Raw genomic sequence first — 20,913 nt, forward strand, 5'->3', positions numbered from 1 at the left:
GTGAAGCACACCGACCCGTGGGTCAGGCCACGGGCTGCCACTCCACCTCTTTGGTCATGCGGGCCAACGATTTTTGGAAGATGCTCAAGCCTTCTTGCACTTCGCTGGGACTGATGGTGAGCGGCGGACGGAATCGCACGGAGCGAATTCCGCACGGCAGGAGAACGACGCCTGCTTCGTAGAAATCCCGGCGCATATGATCGCGCACGGCCGGGGTCGGCAGATCAAACGCGCACATCAGGCCTTTCCCGCGCACGTTTGAGATGAGATGCGGGAACTCTTCTTCGAGCCTCTGCAAACCGTTGTGCAAGAGGTCGCCGGTCTTCGTCGCGTTCTCCAGCAGCTTCTCTTCCTGAATGATTTCCAGATAGAGCTTGAAGCGGTACATGTCGATCAGATTTCCGCCCCACGTGGAATTCAGACGACTCCCGACGTGGAAGCAGTTGTCCGGGATATCGTCGATTCGCGGTCCGCAGAGGAAGCCGCAGACCTGCGACTTTTTGCCGAACGCCAGCATGTCGGGCTGCACGTCCGCATGCTGATGGGACCACCACTTGCCGGTCAACCCGACGCCGGCCTGGACTTCGTCCACAATGAACATCGCGTCGTTTTCGTTGCAGAGTCGGCGCAATTCTTTCATGAACTCGGGCCGGAAGTGATTGTCGCCACCCTCACCCTGAATCGGTTCGATGATGATGGCACAGACTTCGTCACGGTTGTCGAGAAACGCCGTTTTGATTTGGGCGATGGCGATTTTTTCGCGGTTCTCAACATCTTCGAGATTGCCCTCCGTCAGCGGGAACTTGACTTTGGGGCTGATGATGCGCGGCCAGTCGAACTTCGCGAAGTACTTGTACTTGTTCGGATCGGCGGTGTTGGTCATCGACATCGTGTAGCCCGTCCGGCCGTGGAAGGCTTCCTCGAAGTGGATGACCTTGTTGCCGATCTCGCGGCGGTAACCCTTCGCGAGATTCTTGCGTACCTTCCAGTCCATCGCGGCCTTGATGGCGTTTTCGACACCCAGCGCGCCCCCCGCGACATAGAAGGAGTACTTCATGTACGGCGGCACGGCGCTGCGGTGAAACGTGTCAACGAATTCGGCCATCTCCACGGTGTAGAGATCGGAGTTCGTGATGTTGTTGACCGCGAGTCGGCCGAGTTTCTGAATCATCTCCGGCGTAGTCAGCTTCGGATGATTGAATCCGACCGGCGATGACGCGAAGAAGCTGAAGAAGTCAAGGTATTTGCGACCGGTGCGCAGATCGTAGAAGTAGGAACCCTGCGACTTCTCCAGATCGAAGACGAGCTCGAACCCATCGGCGAGCATATACTTGCCGAGGGTCGCATGAACATTATGTGGCGTGATGTGAGTCATGGTAAACTCTCCTCTATGGCTATGGTGATCCTGGCGATGACGTGTTGCACAAATTCGGACATAAGTCATCGCGGCGGGTCACAAGAGCCTGTCTGCCGTTGCGCAAACTGGTGGAGATTGGTCAGACTCAGCATGGTATCACTTTCTCCCCCGTCCGCCGGGGAGATCACGGAGGTTTCATCTATCTCAGGCGGTCAGGAATTTCTGGATAATCGCTCGGGTCTCCGCTTCGGCATCGAGCATCGGATATTCGCCGGCATCCACGCGATGCAGTTCGGCGGCGGTGCTCAATTCCGTGTCCGCCCCGGTTGCGAGTGCCGCGTCCCGGCTACCGATAATCGCGAGCTTGTGCCCCGGGAATTCACGCCACACGGCACGATGCGCGGCGGCACGATCGTCAAACGCGGCGCGGGCCCGCTTGATCTCGGATGGACCAGGGGCAGCACCCGAGCCCAATAGCAGCTCCTCAAAGAATGGCGTCCATGTGGCGGCGCACGTGGCGCTCATATTTTGCGCGACATACCGACTCAGTGCCGTGGCCGACCAGCGCCCACCGCCAAACCACGATGCAATTCGCGCGCCCAATGATCGGGGGACCGGTGTCCACGGTGATGGTTGAATCAGCGCAAGTCGCCTGACCCGACCAGGATGTCGTCCCATGAACTCGAGGCCGATGGCGGCTCCCATGCCGTGTCCAACCAGATCGAACTCGGCGACACGTTGCGTCGCCAGCATGTCGAACAACCACTGACGGCAACGCTCCGCTGACCACTCGAACGGTTGGCTCGCGAACGCTGACCGCGAACGCCCCCAGCCGGGCAAGTCGGGTGCGATCACCAACCGCTCGCGCGAGATTCCTGTGAGCAGCGGCCGCCACAGGAATGAGGCGCCGGGAATTCCGTGCAGGAAGACGGCGGGAAACGCATCCAACCGGCCTTCGATGATTGCGAATGTCCGCACCCCGCCCGCGGCAAATTCCTGATGGTCCAGTTCATCCGCTTCAAACCAGGCGCGGGGACGAACCGGATGGGACGAGCTTCCGGCAGGAAACGCTTCGCTCAATGCAAATTATGGCTGGTAATCGTAAATCATGACCGGCGCGATCCCCAGCATGCGCAGGTATGCCGTGAGCTGTCCGCGATGGTGCCAGTGCTCGTCGTACATGAAATTGGCGAACTGTGCGCCGGTGAATTTTTCACCCCACGCCGTGATCTCTTTATCCAGCTGGGCATCAGTCACGTTCGCCCAATCGGTCCAGAATTTCGCCTCGCAATCGGCCATGTACTTGAGCGCGTCAGCTTTGCTCTTCAGCGGCACATCATCGGAGAACTTCGATTCGCCCGCGACGAGCGTGGCAATCGTGTCCGGCAGCTGGCCGTACATATGCGATACGATTTCCGCGACACTGCGCGCACCCTCACCGGAACGAAAATCGAATTTCTCGGTCGGGAACTGCTCCACGATCCGGCGCGTCACGCCCAGGACCATCCGCAGATAACCGAACTTCGCATCTAACATTTGCTTGTTCATCTTGAACTCAATAGTTTAGGTATGAAATGGTTCAGCCAGTCCAACTCAATGGAACTCCGTCTTCACCGTCCCGGCACGGAGAACAGCAGGATGCCCCACACGACGAATACCGCTCCGGCAATGCCCGCGCCGAACAGCCGCATATTGCCCTCCCGCGAGTGCGAGTAGCGGCGCGACTGATTGAATTTCAGGAAAGCCGTCACCGCCGCCAGCGCCGGCAGCACCAGCAGCGCCGCTCCCAGCACGAGGATGATTGGCAAAGATAGTTCCGCGAGCTGGCGCATCGTCCGATAGACGGGATTCGCGGCGAAGAGAATTCCGGCGAAATAGGCTGACCAAAGGACTCCCGGAACCAGCAGCTCCCACCAGATTGCGCGCGTGCCGCTGTGTCTTTTCATTCAGGCGAACAACGCCTCGAAGGGATTTTCCACCGTCAGCTCGCGGATCGCCGCGAAGCCGTTGGAATTGGCGGTGACGATGGTCCGCACGCCGTGTTCGAGCAGCGTGGCGGCGATCTGCGATTCTATGAATCTGCCGCGCTGAACCGGGTACTTCTCCATCAATCGCAAGGCGCGTTTGTAGGTCAGCGCATCGGCTTCCAGCACCTGCGGCTGCGGATACCTGGTCAGCCGTTCCAGTGCTTTCGCGACCTGCGCGGGGGCCAGCGGTTTGCGCACCCGTCGCGGATCGGTCAGAATCTCCGCCAGTTCCAGGAGGCTTGTTTCGCACACGCAGGCCAACCATTTGCCGCCGATGGCTTGTTCCAGGACATCGACGGCGCGTCCATGCAGCGGCGCGGCGGTGTCCAGTGCGTACAGGAGCACAGAGGTATCGAGTCCTTTGACCATCGGCTATCCTCGCAGCGGGTCGATCACACCGATTTCCTGCGCGAGCTTGACGAACTCCTTCAGTCCATGACGGGGCTTTGCCGGCTCGTGGTTCGCCTCTTTCCGTTGTTTGCGTCGGGCGTTCTGCGCCTGCTTGGCGATCAGAATCTCTGCGCTTTGCCGCGGGAATCGCCACAGCCGGCCGACTTTGAGGGCGGACAGTTTGCCGTCGCGCGCCATTTTCGTGGCGGTACTCACGCTGATTTTGAGCGTCCGCGCGATCTCCGCCGTCGTGAGATAGTCGCTCACACCTTGATTCCCAGAGCCCGTTTCAGAATGGCGATCTGTCCGGCATGATACGTATCATGTTGCAGTACGCCGAGGTACAAATCCGCGCGCTTGAACTTGCGGGATGGCGCGGCCGGCTCGTCGAGCGTGTCGTCTGTGGCCGCCGCGAGCATCGCATCCCATTCCGACTGCGTGGCTTTCAGTTTCGCGACCGCGGCTTTCCACGCGCGTTCGGAAGAGTCCTTGATCCGCGGAAAATTCTCCGTCTTACTCACAGCCTTCCGGCTGCCGTGGATCCCGCGCAGCGGTCCGGCCTTCCAGGTTATCATGTGCAACACGAGTTCCCAGATCGAATGCGCGCCGTCAATCGGCTTGGCAATCGCATCCTTGGCTTTGACGTTTCGCAGCAGGGAAGCGACTCCCGGACCGTACCACGGACTGCCGGTAATTGTCTTGCGATAATAGGGTCGCAGTCGCTTGACTTGGGTGTGCTGTGCGGCCATTGCTGCCTCTTGCGAGTTAACCGGATGCGCCGAATTCTACAACTCGGCGCGCACGAAATAGAATCGACGGAGGTCTGTCGCGCCCGCGGCGATGACAAACTCGGTAGCGGTCACGCGGTCGAGAAACGTCCACAGGTCGGGATCCGCCAAGAGCTCCGTCGCGCTGAAGATCGCGTACGTTGCGGGGACGGTTGGCAACCCGGCGACATTGGTATCCGGCGGCAACCAGCGCAGTCGCAGGCCATTGTCAACGCGGTTGCTGACGGTCAATTGCTGCACGGGACCCGGAGCGAGCATGGTTTCGCCGGGTTGTGGCCAGGCGGCGAGCCGCTCGTAAACGGTGTCGCACAGCTGCGTGGACAGCGCGATCATGGCAGCGGAATCGGGCGCGTTTGCCGCGCGCCACTGATTCAAGAGCGGCAGCGTCTGTTCAAACACGTAGCTTTCGAGCGGGAACGTGGTGAGATGAATCCCCCCGCCGCGCCCGTCATTCAAGATGTACGTGTCGAGCGTGTCCTGCCAGCCGTCGAAGTGTTGCGCGAAAGTCCTGAGGCGCAGCCCCGCATCGGACAACGGCGCCGTCACAGGCCCGTTGACGAAGGACGGCGTGGAATGCGGCGCGAGCCAGAACGGAATCATGACGCCGTACTGCACAGCCATCGGGAATGCCCACATGGTCGTGAGCAGCGGATCTTCGTCCGGCAACACGCCTTCGATCACCAGCGCGGAAACACTGATGCGGCGGCAGATCGCTCCGGATGTGGAAATCCAACCGACCGGCAGTCCACCCTGCTGACCTTCGTATGGCAGCGGATAGGGATTGAAGGAACTCGTCGTGCGCAGATCGCGCATGACACCCGCGGCCATGAATTCGACGTCGAGCGTATCGGCGGCGGCAGCCGCTTCGATCAGTGCTTTCGCGCGATCGTGCCGATACACACCGATCCGACCCTGTGTGCTGCCCGCATACGACCAATTGGAGCGCACCAGCACTCCCGTCGGCGAGTCGGCGGCGTCGTAGCGAATATAGGAGTGCGTGTAGGTTTCGAACATCGCGGCGCCGCCCGCGGTGTCGATCACTCCATAGATCGCCGGAGCGGTGTAGCCACCGACATTCGCAGAATCCAGAATGGTCTGGAACTCAGCGACTACGCGGCAAGTTTGCAGTGCCAGCTTGATAATCCAGCCGTCGTCATCGTCGCCCGCGATGGTGTCGGGCGTATTCCAATTGTTGGCGTCTTCGATGGCGAAGCCCGCGCGGTTCACGCCGCCCCACGCCTGCGTGGAATCGCCCGCGTTGGTGATTGTAATATAATCCAGTGGCCCGTCATTGAAATAGACGATTTCCTGATCCTCGATGGAACGATCACGGTTCTTCCAGAGCAGCGGCCGGCCGGAAGCCGTCGCCGACCCCGCGATCACAGCCGTAGTGCAACCGCCCGGATCGATGAGATCGCTGTTTCGCTCGCGGAGCATTGCCTGCTGCCGGGACATGCCGAGACCGATCACCGCCGCCACGACCAGCGTGGCGCTGATGACGATCACTCGCGTCCGTAGTCTTGCACCGGGCAGTTGCATCGAATTACTTGCTTTCCCTGACGTGGTTGGTTACAGATGGCGCGGTTTCACGGAGAATTTCTGGCCCAAAGCATCCGCGACTAACGAACGGTGACAGGCTTCAGGCTTCGCTTCCACACAGCACAGGCAGATGGCGAGCGGTCCACCCTGAGCGCGCCGCTCCTCGATGAACTCGACAATGCGCTTCAGGTTGGCGGCGCGCAGCACGGTCCGCTTGAATTGCGCGACGAATTCCGGCGCCAGGGCTTCGCGCGAGCGTTGGCCGACGCCGCTGTACTTGTCCGCCTCATACTGCTGCGCGCGGAGCGCATCGGGCGTGGCCAACTCCAGCGCGTGATGGTACTCGATGCCCAGCTCCGCCAGCCGCTCCTGCAGATAGGTACTGTTTACGAAGCGGTACTCCGCGCCGCGCACTCCGCGTCGCGCCCTGATGTCCACGAAGACGTCGATTTTATGCTCGACAATCCGGTCGAAGAACTCGGCTTCGTTGCTCCCGTAAACTCCGATGGTGAACAAACGTAGCGTACCCGGAAGCTGAGCTTTCATCGTGGCCTCCTCACCCGTAATCGCAGCCGGCTATTTGTGCGTCTTGTTCGTGGAGGGCTTGTGCGCGACCGCTTTCACTTCGTGGCCCTTCTGATCGTGGATCAGCTTGATGAACTTGGACCAGGTGATCGTTTTCTTGGGCGCGGCATGATGTCCGTCGAACCAGCGCAGACCGCCGCGTCCGATTTTCAGCCTGCCGAGCAGAACCTTGCCTTTGTAAACATGAAAATCCGCCGGAACGGTTCCGAGATCATGCTCGGGAATGTCGAAAGTAACTTTGTTGGGCATCTGCTTATTTTAGTTGTTTCACTCTGCTTCTCGTCGCGGCGGTCGTCCTCGGTCACTCGGAATCGACATTCGGGTCTCCCCCCAGTCTCTGGGGGGACCAAGGGGGGTCGGAGAGAATCTGCTCCCCAGATATTTGCCCCGTACGGCAGTTCACACCGCCATACGGGAAGCCACATTCCATCGTGACTTAGTCGATCAGTCTGGCACCCGGCGCAGCCACCACGGGTCCAGCAACGATGCCGCTCAGTCGTCGATCTGCGCGCGCTGCATTTTGCCGGAGTAATCAACGTAGCAGGCTTTGGTCTCGGAATAGAATTCGTAGGCGCCCCAGCCGCCTTCGCGGTGGCCGTTGCCGGTGCCCTTCATGCCGCCGAACGGCATGTGAGCTTCCGCGCCGATGGTGGCGGCATTGACATAAGTCAAACCGGTTTCCAGATCGCGGAACGCGCGATAGGCCCGATTCACGTCCTGTGTGAACACGGCGCTGGACAGGCCGAACTCGATATCATTCGCGACTTCAATCGCCTGATCGAAATTCTTGACCTTGATCACCGACACGACGGGGCCGAAGATCTCTTCCTGCGACGTGCGCATCTTGGGCTTGCAGCCGGTGAAGATCGTGGGTTGCAGGAAATGGCCGTTCTTATGCTCGGGCGTCGTCAGCCGCTTGCCGCCGTACGCGAGCGTGGCACCATCCTGCTTGCCGATCTCAATGTAATCGAGGTCCGTTTTCAATTGCTCCGCCGACACCGCCGGCCCCATGGTCACGCCTTCGTCGTTGCCGTAGCCGATCTTCAGCTTCTTCGTCGCCTTGATAAATTTCTCGACGAACTCATCGTGAATGCCATCTTCGACGATCACGCGTGACGACGCCGTGCAGCGCTGCCCGGTCGTACCGAATCCCGCCCAGACACAGGCATCGACCGCCAGCTCGAGGTTGGCATCGTTGCAAATGAGCGTGCAGTTCTTGCCCCCCAGCTCCATGGCGAGTCGTTTCAGCCGCGGTCCGGCGAGTTCCGCGATCTTGCGGCCCACGCCGCACGAACCGGTGAATGACACGACCGGAGTGTCCGGGTGCTCGACGATGGCATTGCCGACTTTGGACCCGGAGCCGAACACGACGTTCACAACTTCCGGCGGGAAGCCGGCATCGAGCACGGCGTTGATGAGATTCCAGACCGACAGCGGAGTAATTTCGGCGGGCTTAATCACGACCGTGTTGCCGCACATCAGCGCGGGGAACATCTTCCAGGTCGGAATCGCCATCGGGAAATTCCACGGCGTCACCAGACCGCACACGCCGATCGGAAAGCGCATCGTCATGTTAAACTTATTGGGCAGTTCGCTCGGGACGGTCTTGCCGAATAACCGGTAACCTTCGCCGCAGGCGTACATAGCGGTATCGATCCCTTCCTGTACATCGCCGCGCGTTTCGAAGATCGGCTTGCCCATCTCACGCGTCATCTGCCAGGCATACAGCTCTTTCCGCTCCTGCATGATATCGACGAGGCGGTAGAACATCTTCGCCTTGTGCGGCGGAGGAACGAGTCTCCACCACTGAAACGCCTTCTTCGCCGATTTGACAGCCCTGTCAACGTCTTCCTTGGTCGAGCGCGGAAAGGTCCCGATCAGATCTTCGGTGTTCGCCGGGTTGCGATTTTCCGACACTTCGCCGCTGGAGCTATCGCACCACTTTCCCGCGATAAAGTTTTGGTAGGTCTTGGTGTCATGCTTAAACGGGTATTTGCCCTGCATTTTCCCGTTTGTCTTGGATTTGTCGGCTTTGGCAGCCGGTTTCTTGGTCACAGTCTCAGCCATGGGAAAGAATCTCCGATTTTGGGTCTATGTAAAGGACCTTGTTGGACTCGGTATCATCGCTTTCGCTCGCCGGGTCAGCGGCCGGAAACCCGGCCTCATGGCGGACCTTCCGAACCGACTTAGCGAAACTCTACAAGATACGAAACATAGGCGCAAACGTCAACCCCTTCCGTACTCGTTAAGAATTGTTTTAACAATATCTTATAACCTGACAGACACACGCCTCTCCGGGTTGCCTCGTCGCGGCGCTGGAGTAGTACTACCGGACCAGGCCGGTTCAGCCATCCCCGGCAGGAGCTGACGGAAGCGCCGCAGTCGGCTCCTGCTGCTGCCTTTTCCCCACCAGTAATGGAACCCGATTTGCACGCCAGTATCCGTCAGCCGTCCGCTCGCACGATCAGGTCCGGTGCGGTTCGGCCCATCGCCGCTATTCCTAACTATTTCAACTCCGATAGTGGAGCACTTACATGTTTCGACGAGTCCGTGACCAAATCTTGCTCTTACTGGCCCTGATCGCGTTAGCCTCGGTGGGAATCATCGTCGCCTATCGCAACGCGCAGTTGCGGCAGATGCACAGCCTGCTGCGCGATCGGACGGCGACGGAACGCGTGCGACTGCGGGAAGCCGTCAAGTTCCTTGGCGACGGTCCGGTGACGATGGTGGGCGAATGTTCGCAGTGGGACGGGATCAATGAATTCGTCGCGTCGCGCGACACCGCCTGGGTGGCGCGAAATCTCCGGCGGTCGCTGAGCGCAAATGAAGAGCAGGCCGCATGGATCCTCGATGCGCAAAAGGAACTCATCTACGCAACGAACCTACTGGGTGAGGCGGAGTTGAATGCGTTTCCGTTAACACCGCAAGAGTGCGCCCGCCTGCTGGACGGACGGCCGTTTGCCGACTTCTTCGGCCTGTCCGCGCTCGGTCTGGTCAAATATTGTGCGGCGCCGATTCAACCGGCTGCCGACACCGCGCGAACGAGTGCCCCGCGCGGGTATCTCATCATTGGCAGACTGTGGGACCGGGCGGTCCTCTCCGAACTGAATAGCCTGTCGTCCAGCGAAACGCGGCTGGTCCCGGTCGGCGAGGCGTGCCAGGACCAAGTGACGACCCATCGAATTCCCGCGTCGATCATCATTCAGGATACGCTCACGGGGTGGGACAGCCAGCCGCTGGTGGTGATCTGCTCGAGCAGCGAGTTTCCCGTGGGCGCCAGTTTCATGGGGTTCATGCGGTTGATGTATTGGGGCACGATCCTGCTATCGTTGGCGATGCTCGGCATCGTCGCACTTTTCATGTTGAATTCGGTGAGCAAGCCGCTGGCCATGATTTCGAGCGCGCTCCGGGACGGCGATCCGACAGCACTCACTGCGCTGCTGGATCGCCGGACCGAATTTGGCACGATCTCCCGTCTGATCCGCGAATTTTTCGCGCAACGGGACTCGTTGATCCAGGCGATGGTGCGGCAGGAACAGGCCGAGCTCGAGGGTCGGCGCTCGGTCTCGCTGCTGGAGGCGACGCTGGACTCGACCGCGGACGGTATTTTGGTGGTAGCCGCTGACGGCAGAGTCAGCAGCTACAACCGTCGGTTCATCGACATGTGGCAAATTCCGCCGGAGCTGATTTCGACGCGGGACGACCAGGCGCTGCTCAATCACGTTCTCGTTCAGCTGTCGTGCCCGGAGGAATTCCTCTCGCGGGTCAATGAGTTGTACAATCATCCTGAAGAGTCCAGCTTTGAAGTCGTCGCGTTTCTGGATGGCCGGGTCTTCGAGCGCTACTCGCAGCCGCAGCGCGTAGGCCGGGAGATCGTGGGCAGAGTCTGGAGCTTCCGGGATGTTTCCCGGCAGCGCAAATCCGAGGCCGAGCGGGATCAGTTTGAGCAGCAGTTGCGTCGGTCCCAAAAGCTCGAGACCATCGGCACGCTGGCGGGCGGCGTGGCGCACGACTTCAATAACATTTTGACGCCGATCCTGGGCTATGCGGACATGACGCTGTTGCAGTTGCCACCCGAGAATCCGACCCGCACGCACATCGAGAGTATCTCGCGTGCCGCGCTGCGCGCCAAGGATTTGGTCAAGCAAATTCTTACGTTCAGCCGGCAGACGGAACAGGAGCATCGCCCGATGCTGGTCCAGCTGATCGTCAAGGAAGCAACCAAACTGCTGCGGGCATCGATTCCTTCGACCATTGAAATTGTCGAGGACATCGACACCAACGTCCCTCCGGTGAACTGTGATCCGACGCAGATTCACCAGGTGTTAATGAATCTATGCACGAATGCCGCGCATGCCATGCGCGCGAACGGCGGCACGTTGTCAATCGAACTCATCAGATTCGAGCTCGACGCGACGACGGAGGCCGGAGCTCAGACGCTCCCCCCCGGCGCCTACGTTCGTCTGATCGTCGAGGACACGGGCGAGGGCATGGATCAGGCGACGCTTGACCGGGCGTTCGAGCCGTTCTTCACGACGAAGAAGCCCGGCGAAGGCACCGGACTGGGGTTGTCCGTTGTGCACGGAATCGTCAAGTCACACGGTGGCGTGATTTCGGCGAGTAGTGAACTTGGCCAAGGGACGCGCTTTGAGATTGAATTGCCCTGCACGGAGGCCTTCGTTGAAACCGACACTCCGCAGCCGGATGGGCCGATGGGCGGGCAGGGTGTGATTCTGCTGGTGGACGACGAACCGGACAATGTTGATATGGCAAAGGAGATGCTCGAATTCCTGGGCTACGAGGTCGTCGCCTGCTGTACGGCGGCTGATGCGTTGGCCAATTTCCGCGAGGATCCGGCGAAATTTGACGTCGTGATCACAGATCAGACCATGCCGCACATGACCGGCGCTCAGCTTGGGTCCGAGATTCTTCTGCTTCGTCCCGACACACCGATCATCCTCATGACCGGATTCAGTGAGACGGTGACGCAGAAGAACTATCGTCGATACGGTTTTCGCGAAATCGTGATGAAGCCGATTCTCGCGCGCGATTTGCACAACGCGGTCCAGCGCTGCATCACGGCGGCGGCGATCTCCTGATTGCACGACTCTTCTGAGGACAATTGAAACAGAGGCGACCCGCCGGTCGCCTCTGAGGTGCTGTGATCACTCTCCCGCTGGAGCTCCGCGTTACACGACGGAATTCGCCCCGGAAATCGATAGTGCTCCGTCGCGCTCGACAGGCATGCAGACCTCGGTCAACAGCTCATCTTCGTTCGTGCTTTGCGGATTGTTGAGGTAGAATTCGAGGCCTGCCGAGGAACGGAGGCGGTAGTTCGAATTCGGAATCCAGCGTCCGCACAGCTCTGTGTAGGTCTCACCCAGTTTGTTGTAGGAACCCTTGTGAACCGCGACGGCGAACTCGCCGCCGCCGACCGTTTGTACACCGACGACTCCCGCGGCGGTGACTTCGCGATCCACCACGAGACATGCATCATAGCGGATCTTCTCGGGCGGGGTTACCTCGGGGTCATCGTGGCAGATTCCGAGCATTTTGGGCACACCGTGGACGAGTCCCCGGGGAAACGCCCATTGAAACAACGTTTGCCATGCCGCGCCGATGGCCGGGCACCCGTAGGGGCCGGAGGCCCGCACAAAGATGACGGTGATCGGTTCAATCGTTTTGATCGCGACGTCCATTTCGGATTCTCCTTGCGGTAATCGGTCAAGTTCCACTTGTCCGCGCACACTGAACGGAATCCGATTCCGCGTCACAGCCGGCGGCGACTTCTGCTTGCGATATTCCGAAGGCGGATGTCCGAACATGGCGCCGAATGACCGCGAAAAGGCATCGAGTGTTTCGTACCCGGCCTGAAAGGCAATCTGGGTCACGGAATCCTGTTCCAGCTTCAGCATAACCGCGGCCCGCTCCAGACGCAATCGCCGCACATGGTCCATGACCGATTCGCCGGTCATGCCGCGAAATATGCGGTGAAAGTGATAGGGCGAGAAATTGGCGATGGCCGCGAGTTGATCCAGCTCGATCGCTTCGTCGAGATGGGTCTGGATGTGCACGAGTACGCGCAGCAGCCGTGTGCGGTAGTCCTGTTCGGTACTTTCCTTCATTGAATACCTGGCGCCTAATTTAGGGAGTTGTGCCGCGCAATACCCGACCGATTTTGCGCAAATGTGAATCCCCCCGGGTGTTCGGGGGGATTTTGCTCATTGGAAGGGAGACCGGTCATTTCAGCAGGACCAGCCGTTTGCCCCGCGAGACCCCGGCGCTCGTGACCTCCACCCAGTAGATTCCAGACGCCCACTTGTGTCCCTCAATGGTCACGCGATGCGGCCCTGCGGCAAACTCTCCGGAAGCGAGCGTGCCGATCGCGCGTCCCATCAGGTCAAACAGGGTCACGTTGACATGCGCTCGCGCACTCAACTCGAAGGGAATCGTTGCGCTTTGGTTAAACGGATTGGGATAGACGTCACCGACGTGCAGGTTGCCGGGCAATGGCGGCAGTGGGGGGTCCGCGGCGTTCCCGACTTCGAGTGTAAAATCGACGTTGTCCGGGAAATTGGTTTGTTCGACTTCGATGGGCGCGGGAGTGGCGCCGCCGAAGATATCTTGCGGTTCGCCCGGATCCGGAGTGAAGTTGTTATTCAGGTCCATGAACGCGCGGGCATAATAGGTTCCGAAGCTGTCCACGAACGCCGTGTAGTCGCCGTTGCCGGTGTCGGTCAACAGGAACCCGATGCCCGCCGGAACCGCGTCGAAGGTCGGAGTGTGAAAGGCTTGAATGAAAGTTCCACCGGTTTCGGCTCCGGCGTAGGTGATCGTGCCGCTAAACCCGCCGGTATTCGGGGGGCTCAGGGTGATGTCGATCCCGGCGGTATCTGATGTTAATTGCAGGACCGTTGGCACACCCGTGTCTCCGTAGAAGCCACGCGGTTCGTCCAGATCCGGCAGCAGGTTCGTATTCAGATCCTGATACGCCATGATCAGATACCCGCCCGCATCCAACCCGGCGAAGGAATACTCCAGATTGAACGGGTTCGCCACGGTGATGAAGAACGTGTCGAGCGTCGTGGGAACGGCGTAGATCCAGCGGAGCGGGAAGCCGTCACCGCCAATAACCTCTCCGGACAGTGTAAATGCCCGGGCGGAAACGGCCGGCATGGTCAATAGTAGAAGTGCACAAAAAAGTCGGCGCGGATGCATCTCGTTCCCCTTCCTTTGAGGACATATCTGATTATTCATATTGTACAAAAAACGAACCACAGAGTCAAACTGCCCCCCGGCTTCAGCAGTCGGCGGTGAGCAATTCGTGGCAATTTGGACTAATTTCAGATAGTGATCGGTGACTGTGCGGCTGCGGCTGGGAGGTTTAAGGCATGGGCCGGTGTGTGTGCTCAGCTTGAACGGGGCGCAGAATTGCCGTATATTATAGATTGCACTCAACTTGGCGAGCGGAAACGGACACGGGCGCAACCCGCTCGGACCGGGGCGCGACGTCAACAAGCGATTGGGACCAGGCGTTTAGTTCATGCACCCTATTCTATTCGAAATCGGGCCTTTTGCGCTGCATAGTTACGGCTTGGCGATGGCTGTCGCCTTCGGGCTGGGCATTTGGATTGCAATGCAGCGCAGTGGCGCGCGCGGGTTGGGCGACAAGTACGCGATGGATCTGTCGGTCATGATTCTGATCTTTTCGCTGTTGGGTGCGCGCATCAGCTACGTGTTTACTCATTTGGAGGAGTTCAGGCAATATCCGCTCGACGCGATCTCGCCGATTCAGCACAATGGCAAGATCGGAATCGCGGGACTCGTGTTATTGGGCGGAGTGGTCGCCGGGTTCGCGACCGCCTACGTTTTCGGCCGACGTCGCCAAGTGCCGTTCCTCGTGACGACGGACATCTTTGTCCCGTCGCTCGCGCTGGGCATTGCGATTGGGCGCATCGGATGTTTTTTCAACGGCTGTTGTTTCGGCCTGCCCACGGAGCTTCCGTGGTGCATGCACTTTCCCGCCGAGAGTATTGCGGGCGGGGTCTTTCCTGAGACTTGCCTGCATCCGACGCAACTATATGAATGCCTGTGGATGTTGCTGACCTTCGGTTTCCTGCTGGGGATAGATCGCAGACCGCGCGGGATCGGTCGCGTGACCGGCTGGTTTCTGCTGTTGAACGGCACCGGGCGGTTCTACGTTGAGAGCCTGCGCTGGTACGAGCAGAGCATGATCGTGTTTCAAGGTGCGTCCCTGCGAATCACGATCTCCCAACTCGTGTCGCTCGGGTTGGCGCTCACCGGGCTGGTTCTGCTGTTCCGCAGGTTGCCGCTGCCGAGACCGTCGGAGCAGCGCGCCGCTGAGCATGCCAAGGTTCGCATCTCATGATGCGATTCATCTGCGTAGCGACGAGCCTCTTGTTCTTGGCGGTGTCCGGTTTTGGTCTTGATCTCGCGGCGGTGGGCGCGCGCATGGGGATCGCTGTGCGGCAGATCGAGATCACAGCCGAACTTCCGCACGACACGGCGAGCTTCACGCAGGGACTGGAATTGTACGACGGTGTGCTGTATGAGAGTACGGGTCTCTATGGGCAATCTTCGTTGCGCGCGCTCGATCCGAAATCCGGTGTGGTGCTGCGGACGGTTGCACTGCCCGCCGGTTTCTTTGCCGAGGGGCTGACGGTGATGAATGACCGGTTGATCCAGCTCACGTGGCAGGAACATACGGCGTTTCTCTACGATTTGAAAACGCTGGAGCGCAGCGGCATGTGGGCATACTCGGAGGATGGCTGGGGGTTGACGCACGACGGGGCGTCGTTCATCATGAGCGACGGGACGACCAATTTGTTGTTTCGCGCGGCGTCTGATTTCACGTTGACGCGCATCCAGCCGGTACAATTCGGCCAGGGCCGGCTGAACAACCTGAATGAACTGGAGTACGCGAACGGCCGGGTCTATGCCAACGTGTTGGGCGTGGACTGCCTGTTGGAAATCGACCCGCAATCGGGCGAGACCACGGCAGTGATCGATTGTGCGCGGCTGCGCGCGGCGGTTCCGGGCGATGCGGAGCAATTACCCCTCAACGGCATCGCGATCGATCGCGCCACGGGCGAGTTTCTGCTGACAGGCAAGCACTGGCCGACCCTGTTTCGGGTCCGGCTTTCACCATAGCAACTCATGGGTCTATTTTTGACGTTCGAAGGGATTGACGGGTCGGGCAAATCGACGCAGATCGGACTGACCGAACGCTGGCTGAAAGACGAAGGCTATTCCGTGCTGGTGCGCCGCGAGCCGGGTGGAACGGATCTCGGCGAGGCCATTCGCGCGATCTTGTTGGATCCCCGGTGGACCGCCATGCATCCGCGGGCCGAGTATCTGCTCTATTCCGCCTCCCGCGCTCAGCTCGTGGAAGCGGTCGTGCGGCCTTACTTGTTGAACGAGCGTTCGGTGATGATCCTTGATCGTTACATGGATTCTTCGACGGCCTATCAGGGCGGCGGGCGCGAGATCGGCGCGGAGGTTATTGCGGCTATTCATCCGTTTGTCACGGGCGGACTGGTTCCCGACCTGACGATCTATCTCGATTTGGACTGGGCGACCTCGCAAACGCGGCGCGCACACGAACAACCGGATCGACTCGAACAGAATGCGCACGATTTCTTTGACCGCGTGCGCACTACGTATGTGAACATCAGCAAGAAGTTCCCGGAGCGCGTGGTCCGGATAGACGCGAGCGGCAGCGTGGAAGAGGTGTTCGCGCGGATTCAGCGGCGGATTCGGGGTAAGTTGTAAGTTACCCCAGGACCACCTCGAGCCGATTGCGGGGTGGCGGCAATTCTTATAGATACCGGAGACAATCATGCGACGCGTACTCTGGACGATCGTGGGACTCTTGAGTCTCATCAACAGTTCGGCCTATGCCGATACGACCTGGGTGACGAGCGGAGATGTCACGGGCCTGTGGATATCTCCGCAAAGCCCGTATGTGATTACGGGCGATGTCTCGGTGCCAAGTGGCGGCACGTTGATCATCGGACCGGGAGTCACGGTCTCCTTCGCCGGGCAATACCATTTCAATGTGCGCGGGGCCTTACGCGCGCTGGGGGTCGCGGAGGATTCAATCCGGTTTACGACGGACACGCTGGCCAACCCGGCGCGGTGGCAAGGCCTGCGCTTCGTGTCGGCGCATAATTCCAGCGAACTCAACTATTGCGTGATCGAAAACGGCAAGGCCATTCTGGAGGGCGCGGATCGCGCGGGCGGCGGCATTGACATGCAGACGACCACGATGACGATTCGACGCACGACGTTTCGGCGGTGTCAGGCGGCGGTCGATGGCGGGGCGATTCATGTCCGCGAAGGCAGCAATCCCCTGCTTGAGGACTGCGTAATCGAGCGCTGCACCGCGGGCCAGGGCGGGGGCGCGCTACTGATCCGCAATTCATCGGGCGTGATTCGCCGGACGGTGATGCGAGACAACCGCTCCGCACTGTACGGCGGAGCGCTGTTTGTGCGAAACGACTCCTATCTGGTATTGGAGGATTGTCGAATCGAGCGTAACATAGCCGTCTTCGACGGCGGTGCGGTGTGTGGCTCGCACAGTGGGTCGAACATCGTCGCCCGCAGGTGTTACGTGGCTAACAATCAGGCCGGTTCGCGCGGCGGCGGCGTTTTCGGCCGGGACTGGCGGATGACCTTTGAGAATTGCGTTTTTGATTCCAATAGCGCGGACTCCGGGGGCTGTTGCAACACGGTGGTGAGTGCCGGGCGCTACGCGCGCTTCTATCATTGCACGCTGTCTGGCAATGCAGCCGCCGTGGGTGGGGCCATTTGGTGCAACCGCGGACCGATCGAACTCATCAACAGCATCGTTGCCGGCACGACCGGGGGCGCAGCCCTGGAGATTAACCCGATCAGCCCGGATTCGGCCAGCGTGCGTGCGTGTGCATATTGGAACAACACGCTTGGTGATGTCGGCGGGATTCCGTTTTCGGAGCACTTCGGTGTGGTCGATTCTCTGAACGCGAATGATTATCCGTGTGACCGACTCGGAAATATCTTCGCCGATCCGCAATTCATGGACTCACTGACCGGCAACTATCGGTTACGCGACACCAGCCCGTGCATCGGCGCGGCGCTGGGCGGCATCCTCGCCGAGGATATTCAGCAGGTCGAGCGCCCGTTTCCGGAGTTCACGATGCCCGACATCGGCGCATTTGAGAGCGAGATCGGCGGCACGCACCATTTTCTTTGCGGACCGGTTGCCGGTCTGATCGGCCCCGGGGACGTTACGGCCGGCTGTGATCTGGTGATCAACGCGGGCGACTCGCTGACGATCGCTCCCGGCACGCGGATGCTCTTTCCCCCGGGAGCGAAGTTAAGCGTGCTGGGAACGCTGCTCGCCGAGGGTACGGAAACGGACTCGATCTATTTTACGCGCTCCCAGCCGACCGATACGAGTGGTTGGTTCGGTGTACGAATGTTGTCGCTCGACGGACTGCGGACGTCACGCATGCGCTACTGCGTAGTCGAGTACGGCGGAGCGTCCGGCAACCCGGCCTCGCGTGGAGGTGGTCTGGAGGTCGCGAATTCAGCCGCGCTGGAGATCAGCCACTGTGAGCTTCGGTACAATGCCGCGGTATTGTATGGCGGTGGCATGGCCATCGACGGCTCGGCCTCGGTAGTCATGCAATACTGTCGGTTCCTGCTCAATCGCGCGGCCAATCCGGGCGGTCAGGGCGGTGGGCTGTTCGTGGGCAGTTCAGATGCGCAGTTCGTCTCGGATTGTGTGTTTGACTCGAACATGTCGGCCTCGAACGGCGGCGGAGTGTACTTTCAATCCTCCGGTTCGGAGTTTCTCAACTGCCGAATCATCGGGAACAGCTCCCGTTCGGGCGCCGGACTGCACCTCGCCGCCGACGATTGTCGCGTGTACGGCTGCACGTTTCAGTTAAATCGTGCGAGCTCGGAGGGCGGCGGCATAGTGGCCTATTTCCGTTCGGAATTCGATTCGTGTTGGATCACGGAAAACGCCGCCGAAACCCGCGGGGGCGGTGTGGCGATGTACGGTGCGGGCGGTCATCCCGTGTTTTCGCGGTGCCTGATCGCGCATAATCAGAGCGGATTCGGCGGCGGCGTTTACGCGTGGCTTGGCGGAGATCTGGAACGGTGCACCGTGGTTGACAACACGGGCAGCTCCGGCGGGGGAATATATTCCACGGGCAGCGGCTTGGTAATGAACTCGACCGTGGTCAGCCGCTCCGTCGGCGTTGGTATTTACTTTGCCCCTGATGTGGACTCCGTTGAGTTCATGTACTGCGACACTTACGGAAACTCGGATTCTGATCTTGGTGGTCCAGGGAACCCCCCTGAGTTTCCACCGGACCTCGGCATGATCGCAACCCTGAATGCGCGGGGCGACTCCTGCGACATCTATTCCAACGTCAGCTTGGATCCGTGGTTCGAGGATGCTGAGAACCGCGACTATCATGTGCAGGCGCTATCGCCGTGTATCGACGCCGGTTCTCCGGAGCTGGCGCCTGATCCCGATGGCTCGCTTGCCGATATCGGCGCGTTCTTTACGACCTCGCCGTTCTCGACCCCGGAGCCGTTTGCGCTGACTGCACCGGGCGCCGGCGACACGCTGCGCGACAGCGTTGTATTTTCCTGGGAAGCGGCCGTGGATCCGGACACCGGCGAGTCTATCTGGTACGAGTTGGAATTCGCGGCGTTGGATACGTTTGCGCAGGCCTGGGAGGTTCTGGTCACCCACGATGCAGGACAGCTCACGCAGCGCGCGGTTAACATAGATTCACTTCCGCGACGCGAGCGGGCCGCATACTACTGGTATGTGTTGGCGCATTCGCACTATCCCCGCTACACCACGCGTAGCGCCGAGACGCGACGGTATTACCCGTGGAACTATGCCTCACCGCCGCCCTTCAATTTGCTGGCTCCGGATGCGGGAGATACGCTGCGCGGACTCACGGAGTTTTCTTGGGAAACAGCCGTTGATCCGGACACCGGCGAGGTCATTTGGTACGAAGTGGAATTCGCGGCACTCGATACAATCCAACAGACGTGGCAAACCCTGGCCACGTACTTCACCGGTCCATCCACCAGTCGTTGGATTGATATTGATTCTCTGCCGCGGGTTGACCACGCGACCACTCATTGGTACGCGCTGGCTCACACGCAACTTCCGGAAGCCACCACGCGCAGCGCGCAGATTCGGCAATTCTATCCCTGGCGCTACACACCGCCCGCACCGTTCAATCTAATCAGCCCCGCCGACGAGGACACACTTCAGCTGCCGGCGCAGCGGTTCTGCTGGCATTCGACCACGGATCGTGATCCGGGCGACACCGTGCGCTACCGACTCGTCGTTACCGTCGAGGACAGCGTGACGCATCAGGTGACGGAGCTGCGCTCGCTGGACACCGGCACGGACACCTGTGTGACGGCTACGTTTGATTCGCTGGAGCACGGCCGCTGGACTCACCTGGACTGGCACGCTACGGCGCGCAGTTCTCAACCGCAGGGCGAGGTTTTCAGCGCGGAGACTCGCCAGCTCGTTTGGATCATGGGACCGCCGCGCAGCCTTCCGCGGCCTTTCCATTTGACGGCGCCGCCCAGTGGCGCGACGCTCGGCGGCCTCGTGGAGTTTCGATGGCAGGCGACCGTCGATCCGGATTCGGGCGAGCACATCACGTTTGACTTGCAGTTCCTCAGCTACGACTCGTTGACGCAGGAACTGGATACGGTGGCCACACTTGCCGCCGGGCCGTTCACACACTTTACGACGAATGTCAATGTGCTCGACCAGCGTGAGCATGTTTCCTACTACTGGCATGTGCTGGCTAATTCGCTCTATCCTCCGCTTGCGGTGCGCAGTATCGAGCAAGATCCATTCGTTCTGGACACGACGCAGGCGACGGCGAACCGCACGACCGAGTTGCCGCGCGAGTTTGCCTTGCGGGCGATCTATCCCAATCCGTTTAACTCGTCGACGACGATTTCCTTTGACTTACCGCGCCCGAGCGCGGTATCGATGCGCGTCTACGATGTGACCGGTCGGGCCACCGCGACGTTGATCGAATCGCCACTGGAGGCCGGATCACACCGCCTGACTTTTGATGCCCACGGATTGGCCGCGGGAGTGTATTTTGTAAGCCTGCAGGCGGAGGGATATTCCGCCACGCGCAAGCTGTTGTTGTTGAAATGAAGG

At 60.1% G+C, this 20,913-nt stretch carries 18 protein-coding genes; 5 read left to right on the forward strand and 13 right to left on the reverse strand.

What is annotated here, in order from left to right; translation table 11 throughout:
* Positions 1-22: 22 nt before the first annotated feature.
* The 11 genes from HZB60_10465 to HZB60_10515 all read right to left on the reverse strand — a co-directional run bounded on the left by HZB60_10465 (position 23) and on the right by HZB60_10515 (position 8,690).
* On the reverse strand, positions 23-1,375 hold the full coding sequence (locus tag HZB60_10465) for an L-lysine 6-transaminase (protein ID MBI5060189.1): 1,353 nt from the start codon (positions 1,373-1,375) through the stop codon (positions 23-25).
* Between the two features lie 186 nt (positions 1,376-1,561).
* Positions 1,562-2,437 carry an alpha/beta fold hydrolase gene (locus tag HZB60_10470; GenBank protein MBI5060190.1) on the reverse strand — a complete coding sequence of 292 codons (876 nt, stop codon included), beginning with the start codon at positions 2,435-2,437 and terminating at the stop codon, positions 1,562-1,564.
* Between the two features lie 6 nt (positions 2,438-2,443).
* Complete coding sequence (locus tag HZB60_10475; GenBank protein ID MBI5060191.1) at positions 2,444-2,905, reverse strand: DinB family protein; 462 nt, start codon at positions 2,903-2,905, stop codon at positions 2,444-2,446.
* A 62-nt stretch (positions 2,906-2,967) separates the two neighbouring features.
* Entirely contained in the window at positions 2,968-3,303 is a 336-nt protein-coding gene (locus tag HZB60_10480) for a hypothetical protein (protein MBI5060192.1), read from the reverse strand.
* Positions 3,304-3,753 carry a PIN domain-containing protein gene (locus HZB60_10485; GenBank protein ID MBI5060193.1) on the reverse strand — a complete coding sequence of 150 codons (450 nt, stop codon included), beginning with the start codon at positions 3,751-3,753 and terminating at the stop codon, positions 3,304-3,306. It abuts the gene before it with no gap.
* Between the two features lie 3 nt (positions 3,754-3,756).
* Entirely contained in the window at positions 3,757-4,041 is a 285-nt protein-coding gene (locus tag HZB60_10490) for a helix-turn-helix domain-containing protein (GenBank protein MBI5060194.1), read from the reverse strand.
* Positions 4,038-4,523 (reverse strand): DinB family protein, encoded by a 486-nt coding sequence (locus HZB60_10495; GenBank protein MBI5060195.1) that lies wholly within the window; start codon positions 4,521-4,523, stop codon positions 4,038-4,040. Before HZB60_10495 ends, HZB60_10490 begins: the two co-directional genes overlap by 4 nt.
* Positions 4,524-4,559: 36 nt before the next feature.
* Positions 4,560-6,101 carry a hypothetical protein gene (locus HZB60_10500; protein ID MBI5060196.1) on the reverse strand — a complete coding sequence of 514 codons (1,542 nt, stop codon included), beginning with the start codon at positions 6,099-6,101 and terminating at the stop codon, positions 4,560-4,562.
* A 30-nt stretch (positions 6,102-6,131) separates the two neighbouring features.
* Positions 6,132-6,647 (reverse strand): DUF488 domain-containing protein, encoded by a 516-nt coding sequence (locus HZB60_10505; GenBank protein MBI5060197.1) that lies wholly within the window; start codon positions 6,645-6,647, stop codon positions 6,132-6,134.
* Positions 6,648-6,677: 30 nt separating this feature from the next.
* Positions 6,678-6,935: a hypothetical protein gene (locus HZB60_10510; GenBank protein MBI5060198.1), complete on the reverse strand. Its 258-nt coding sequence runs from the start codon at positions 6,933-6,935 to the stop codon at positions 6,678-6,680.
* 243 nt (positions 6,936-7,178) lie between these two features.
* On the reverse strand, positions 7,179-8,690 hold the full coding sequence (locus tag HZB60_10515) for an aldehyde dehydrogenase family protein (GenBank protein MBI5060199.1): 1,512 nt from the start codon (positions 8,688-8,690) through the stop codon (positions 7,179-7,181).
* Positions 8,691-9,220: 530 nt separating this feature from the next.
* Here HZB60_10515 and HZB60_10520 point away from each other — a divergent pair.
* Positions 9,221-11,785 (forward strand): response regulator, encoded by a 2,565-nt coding sequence (locus HZB60_10520; protein ID MBI5060200.1) that lies wholly within the window; start codon positions 9,221-9,223, stop codon positions 11,783-11,785.
* 90 nt (positions 11,786-11,875) lie between these two features.
* Here HZB60_10520 and HZB60_10525 read toward each other — a convergent pair whose 3' ends face one another.
* Positions 11,876-12,811, reverse strand: coding sequence for an AraC family transcriptional regulator (locus HZB60_10525; GenBank protein MBI5060201.1), 936 nt, complete (start codon positions 12,809-12,811; stop codon positions 11,876-11,878).
* A gap of 115 nt (positions 12,812-12,926) precedes the next feature.
* Complete coding sequence (locus tag HZB60_10530) at positions 12,927-13,862, reverse strand: T9SS type A sorting domain-containing protein (GenBank protein ID MBI5060202.1); 936 nt, start codon at positions 13,860-13,862, stop codon at positions 12,927-12,929.
* A gap of 367 nt (positions 13,863-14,229) precedes the next feature.
* Between HZB60_10530 and lgt the strand changes: the two genes are divergently transcribed.
* From lgt to HZB60_10550, 4 genes are all read left to right on the forward strand, one after another.
* On the forward strand, positions 14,230-15,075 hold the full coding sequence (gene lgt / locus HZB60_10535; protein MBI5060203.1) for a prolipoprotein diacylglyceryl transferase: 846 nt from the start codon (positions 14,230-14,232) through the stop codon (positions 15,073-15,075).
* A complete protein-coding gene (locus HZB60_10540) occupies positions 15,072-15,857 on the forward strand; it encodes a glutaminyl-peptide cyclotransferase (protein MBI5060204.1) in 786 nt (261 codons plus the stop codon). The genes lgt and HZB60_10540 overlap by 4 nt, the downstream gene beginning before the upstream one ends.
* A 6-nt stretch (positions 15,858-15,863) precedes the next feature.
* A complete protein-coding gene (gene tmk, locus HZB60_10545; protein ID MBI5060205.1) occupies positions 15,864-16,478 on the forward strand; it encodes a dTMP kinase in 615 nt (204 codons plus the stop codon).
* A 67-nt stretch (positions 16,479-16,545) separates the two neighbouring features.
* On the forward strand, positions 16,546-20,910 hold the full coding sequence (locus HZB60_10550) for a T9SS type A sorting domain-containing protein (protein ID MBI5060206.1): 4,365 nt from the start codon (positions 16,546-16,548) through the stop codon (positions 20,908-20,910).
* Positions 20,911-20,913 lie beyond the last annotated feature (3 nt).

It is taken from the genome of candidate division KSB1 bacterium (genome assembly GCA_016214895.1).
Classification (GTDB): domain Bacteria; phylum Electryoneota; class RPQS01; order RPQS01; family RPQS01; genus JACRMR01.

Bases quoted from the DNA above. Each gene is read 5' to 3' on its own strand.
- HZB60_10550 (MBI5060206.1), top strand. From the start codon at position 16,546: ATGCGACGCGTACTCTGGACGATCGTGGGACTCTTGAGTCTCATCAAC.
- tmk (MBI5060205.1), top strand. From the start codon at position 15,864: ATGGGTCTATTTTTGACGTTCGAAGGGATTGACGGGTCGGGCAAATCG.
- HZB60_10475 (MBI5060191.1), bottom strand. From the start codon at position 2,905: ATGAACAAGCAAATGTTAGATGCGAAGTTCGGTTATCTGCGGATGGTC.
- HZB60_10530 (MBI5060202.1), bottom strand. From the start codon at position 13,862: ATGCCGGCCGTTTCCGCCCGGGCATTTACACTGTCCGGAGAGGTTATT.
- HZB60_10485 (MBI5060193.1), bottom strand. From the start codon at position 3,753: ATGGTCAAAGGACTCGATACCTCTGTGCTCCTGTACGCACTGGACACC.
- HZB60_10520 (MBI5060200.1), top strand. From the start codon at position 9,221: ATGTTTCGACGAGTCCGTGACCAAATCTTGCTCTTACTGGCCCTGATC.
- HZB60_10505 (MBI5060197.1), bottom strand. From the start codon at position 6,647: ATGAAAGCTCAGCTTCCGGGTACGCTACGTTTGTTCACCATCGGAGTT.
- HZB60_10515 (MBI5060199.1), bottom strand. From the start codon at position 8,690: ATGCAGGGCAAATACCCGTTTAAGCATGACACCAAGACCTACCAAAAC.
- lgt (MBI5060203.1), top strand. From the start codon at position 14,230: ATGCACCCTATTCTATTCGAAATCGGGCCTTTTGCGCTGCATAGTTAC.
- HZB60_10500 (MBI5060196.1), bottom strand. From the start codon at position 6,101: ATGCAACTGCCCGGTGCAAGACTACGGACGCGAGTGATCGTCATCAGC.
- HZB60_10480 (MBI5060192.1), bottom strand. From the start codon at position 3,303: ATGAAAAGACACAGCGGCACGCGCGCAATCTGGTGGGAGCTGCTGGTT.
- HZB60_10495 (MBI5060195.1), bottom strand. From the start codon at position 4,523: ATGGCCGCACAGCACACCCAAGTCAAGCGACTGCGACCCTATTATCGC.
- HZB60_10510 (MBI5060198.1), bottom strand. From the start codon at position 6,935: ATGCCCAACAAAGTTACTTTCGACATTCCCGAGCATGATCTCGGAACC.
- HZB60_10525 (MBI5060201.1), bottom strand. From the start codon at position 12,811: ATGAAGGAAAGTACCGAACAGGACTACCGCACACGGCTGCTGCGCGTA.
- HZB60_10540 (MBI5060204.1), top strand. From the start codon at position 15,072: ATGATGCGATTCATCTGCGTAGCGACGAGCCTCTTGTTCTTGGCGGTG.
- HZB60_10465 (MBI5060189.1), bottom strand. From the start codon at position 1,375: ATGACTCACATCACGCCACATAATGTTCATGCGACCCTCGGCAAGTAT.